The sequence below is a fragment of the Enterobacter sp. SECR19-1250 genome (assembly GCF_013391025.1).
Classification (GTDB): Bacteria; Pseudomonadota; Gammaproteobacteria; order Enterobacterales; family Enterobacteriaceae; genus Enterobacter; species Enterobacter cloacae.
Genome location: NZ_JACASJ010000217.1, coordinates 1 through 2,791, shown reverse-complemented (window position 1 = coordinate 2,791; position 2,791 = coordinate 1). Strand labels below are relative to the sequence as shown.

The window sequence follows — 2,791 nt, the reverse complement described above, 5'->3', positions numbered from 1 at the left end:
CTTGCCGATGCGCCACCGACGGACAACCGCGCCGGCCTGCTCGACAAGATGCGCGGCTGGATAGGGGCCGCTGATAAGCCCAGTGGCAACGAACGCCCGTTGCAGGTCGTCGTCATTGGTAGCGGTGGAGCCGCGATGGCGGCAGCACTGAAGGCCGTCGAGCAAGGCGCGCAGGTCACGCTGATTGAGCGCGGCACCATCGGCGGCACCTGCGTCAACGTCGGTTGTGTGCCGTCCAAGATCATGATCCGCGCCGCCCACATCGCCCATCTGCGCCGGGAAAGCCCATTCGACGGCGGCATGCCACCCACACCGCCGACGATCTTGCGCGAGCGGCTGCTGGCCCAGCAGCAGGCCCGTGTCGAAGAACTCCGTCATGCCAAGTACGAAGGCATCCTGGACGGCAATTCAGCCATCACCGTTCTGCACGGTGAAGCGCGTTTCAAGGACGACCAGAGCCTTATCGTTAGTTTGAACGAGGGTGGCGAGCGCGTCGTGATGTTCGACCGCTGCCTGGTCGCCACGGGTGCCAGCCCGGCGGTCCCGCCGATTCCGGGCTTGAAAGAGTCACCCTACTGGACTTCCACCGAGGCCCTGGCGAGCGACACCATTCCCGAACGCCTTGCCGTAATCGGCTCGTCGGTGGTGGCGCTGGAGCTGGCGCAAGCCTTTGCCCGGCTGGGCAGCAAGGTCACGGCCCTGGCGCGCAATACCTTGTTCTTCCGTGAAGACCCGGCCATCGGCGAGGCGGTGACAGCCGCTTTCCGTGCCGAGGGCATCGAGGTGCTGGAGCACACGCAAGCCAGCCAGGTCGCCCATATGGACGGTGAATTCGTGCTGACCACCACGCACGGTGAATTGCGCGCCGACAAGCTGCTGGTCGCCACCGGCCGGACACCGAACACGCGCAGCCTGGCATTGGAAGCGGCGGGGGTAGCCGTCAATGCGCAGGGGGCCATCGTCATCGACAAGGGCATGCGCACCAGTAGCCCGAACATCTACGCGGCCGGCGACTGCACCGACCAGCCGCAGTTCGTCTATGTGGCGGCAGCGGCCGGCACTCGTGCGGCGATCAACATGACTGGCGGCGATGCGGCCCTGGACCTGACCGCAATGCCGGCCGTGGTGTTCACCGACCCGCAGGTCGCCACCGTGGGCTACAGCGAGGCGGAAGCACATCACGACGGGATCGAGACCGACAGTCGCCTGCTAACACTGGATAACGTGCCGCGTGCGCTTGCCAACTTCGACACACGCGGCTTCATCAAGCTGGTCATCGAGGAAGGTAGCGGACGGCTCATCGGCGTGCAAGCGGTGGCCCCGGAAGCGGGTGAACTGATCCAGACGGCGGTGCTCGCCATTCGCAACCGTATGACCGTGCAGGAACTGGCCGACCAATTGTTCCCCTACCTGACCATGGTCGAAGGGCTGAAGCTCGCGGCGCAGACCTTCAGCAAGGACGTGAAGCAGCTTTCGTGCTGCGCCGGATGAGGAAAAGGAGGTGTTCAATGAGCGCCTACACAGTGTCCCGGCTGGCCCTTGATGCCGGGGTGAGCGTGCATATCGTGCGCGACTACCTGCTGCGCGGATTGCTACGGCCGGTCGCGTACACCACGGGCGGCTACGGCTTGTTCGATGACACCGCGTTGCAACGGCTGCGCTTTGTACGGGCTGCCTTCGAAGCGGGTATCGGCCTGGACGCACTGGCGCGGCTGTGCCGGGCGCTGGATGCTGCGGACGGTGACGGTGCGTCTGCGCAGCTTGCCGTGTTGCGGCAACTCGTCGAGCGTCGGCGCGAGGCCCTGGCCAGCCTCGAAATGCAACTGGCCGCCATGCCAACCGAACCGGCACAGCACGCGGAGAGTCTGCCATGAACAGCCCAGAGCACTTGCCGTCTGAGACGCACAAACCGATCACCGGCTACTTGTGGGGCGCGCTGGCCGTGCTCACCTGTCCCTGCCATTTGCCGATTCTCGCCATTGTGCTAGCCGGCACGACGGCCGGCGCGTTCATCGGGGAGCACTGGGGTATTGCAGCCCTCACGCTGACCGGCTTGTTTGTCCTGTCTGTGACGCGGCTGCTGCGGGCCTTCAAGGGAAGATCATGACCGCTTCCCAGCCAGCCGAGAGTGGGCAGCTTTGAGCTTCGCTACCAATCTGGAGGAGTACCACCATGAACGCAAACGCCCCGAACACTGCCAGTTGCACCACCTGCTGCGTATGCTGCAAAGAAATTCCGCTCGATGCCGCCTTCACCCCGGAAGGCGCGGAATACGTCGAACATTTCTGCGGGCTGGATTGCTATGAACGCTTCCAGGCACGCGCCAAGGCCGCGACAGAATCTGACATTGCGCCTGTCCCTGGCGGTTCGCAGCCGTCAGATTGAGGCATACCCTAACCTGGCGTCAGACCGTCCAATGCGCAAGCGTCAGAATAGAGTCGCCTTCCGAATTAATTGACATCCGCCGTCAAGGGTCATAGATTTCTTCCTGACACATTACCCTCAGGAGGACACGTTGCACGGTCAACGCATCGGCTACGTTCGCGTCAGCAGCTTTGACCAGAACCCGGAACGCCAGCTTGAGCATGTTTTGGTGGACCGGCTGTTCACCGACAAGGCGTCGGGCAAGGACACCCAGCGCCCCGAGCTGGAACGGCTGCTCGCCTTCGTGCGCGAGGGCGATACGGTGGTGGTGCACAGCATGGACCGCCTGGCGCGCAACCTGGACGACCTGCGCGGCACTGTTGCAAATAGTCGGTGGTGATAAACTTATCATCCCCTTTTGCTGATG

4 protein-coding genes and 1 pseudogene are annotated in these 2,791 nt (G+C 63.7%); all 5 read left to right on the top strand.

All coding sequences use genetic code 11. The annotated features are described in order from the left end of the window. Positions 1 to 1,491: mercury(II) reductase (gene merA, locus HX884_RS25955; RefSeq protein WP_178329001.1), on the top strand; the 1,491-nt coding region annotated here is incomplete at its 5' end. A 17-nt stretch (positions 1,492 to 1,508) separates the two neighbouring features. After that, the gene (gene merD, locus HX884_RS25950) at positions 1,509 to 1,874 is read left to right on the top strand and encodes a mercury resistance co-regulator MerD (RefSeq protein WP_001277466.1); all 366 of its coding nucleotides are present in this window, start codon (positions 1,509 to 1,511) and stop codon (positions 1,872 to 1,874) included. Next, positions 1,871 to 2,107: a broad-spectrum mercury transporter MerE gene (merE, locus tag HX884_RS25945; protein ID WP_001087807.1), complete on the top strand. Its 237-nt coding sequence runs from the start codon at positions 1,871 to 1,873 to the stop codon at positions 2,105 to 2,107. Before merD ends, merE begins: the two co-directional genes overlap by 4 nt. 65 nt (positions 2,108 to 2,172) lie before the next feature. Further along, positions 2,173 to 2,385: a DUF3330 domain-containing protein gene (locus HX884_RS25940; RefSeq protein WP_000993245.1), complete on the top strand. Its 213-nt coding sequence runs from the start codon at positions 2,173 to 2,175 to the stop codon at positions 2,383 to 2,385. A gap of 130 nt (positions 2,386 to 2,515) precedes the next feature. Continuing rightward, positions 2,516 to 2,746: pseudogene (locus tag HX884_RS25935) on the top strand (recombinase family protein); the annotation flags it as partial. Positions 2,747 to 2,791 lie beyond the last annotated feature (45 nt).